This window comes from Escherichia sp. AM3, from assembly GCF_032029835.1.
Taxonomy (GTDB): domain Bacteria; phylum Pseudomonadota; class Gammaproteobacteria; order Enterobacterales; family Enterobacteriaceae; genus Escherichia; species Escherichia coli.
The window spans coordinates 1-400 of record NZ_JAVUPQ010000621.1; the positions used below are offsets into that span (position 1 = coordinate 1).

Genomic DNA, 400 nt, shown 5'->3' on the forward strand with positions numbered 1-400 from the left:
GTATTCTTTTGTGTGTTGCAATTTTAAAAATAAATATCTAACTGGAAAAGAAGTATATTACTATAAAATAAAAAAAGAGCATTGTATTTTTAACTACAAAGACATGCTTTTTGAGAATGAAGCTTCAAATCAGATATTTACATTAACAGAACGTTTACAGCAAATACATGGGTTTGATAAAACAGTAAAACGTCTTCAGGATTGGGATACATGGTTAAGGTTGTCGTTTAGATATGGTCATTTTGTACGATATAATGTTTGTACATATATTATGAATCATGACCATCAACCTAGTGAAATAAGAGTGTCACAGAATGAAAAAATTGCTGACTCCCTTTTATCTTTAGCTAAAAGAAATAGAGAGTTATATTCTAATGACGAATATAGGTACAGGGAATTT

1 pseudogene is annotated in these 400 nt (G+C 28.8%); it reads left to right on the plus strand.

The annotated features are described in order from the left end of the window. Positions 1-400, plus strand: a pseudogene (locus tag RTW80_RS27560) (glycosyl transferase family 2); the annotation flags it as partial.